Below are 252 nucleotides of genomic sequence, written 5' to 3'. Positions count from 1 at the left end.
CGGAACTGCGACGTCGACGGTCCCGACCCGGGTGTCCAGATCGCGGTGCCGGTAGCCGTTGCGCTGCGCCGTGCGGCCCGGCGAGCGTTGGCCCCACTCCGCCCCGACGACCGCGTCAGCATCGGCACTGAGCAGGGTGTTGATCACCGTCTGCAGCAGCTGGCGCATCAGATCAGGCGAGGCTTCGGACAGTGCCTGGCCAAGCAGGCCGGCAGGGTCGACAATATGAGGTGCGGTCATCGTGATACTGGA

The 252-nt window shown here is 67.9% G+C and carries 1 protein-coding gene; it reads right to left on the bottom strand.

The features are described from left to right. On the bottom strand, nucleotides 1–240 hold a 240-nt coding region (locus tag ELR45_RS41810), incomplete at its 3' end, for a transposase (protein ID WP_240760292.1). Nucleotides 241–252: the final 12 nt, after the last annotated feature.

The sequence above is a fragment of the Phytoactinopolyspora endophytica genome (genome assembly GCF_004138495.1).
Classification (GTDB): Bacteria; Actinomycetota; Actinomycetes; order Jiangellales; family Jiangellaceae; genus Phytoactinopolyspora; species Phytoactinopolyspora endophytica.
The sequence above is the reverse complement of the archived record's forward strand: the minus strand, read 5'-3'. Positions and strand labels throughout refer to the sequence as shown.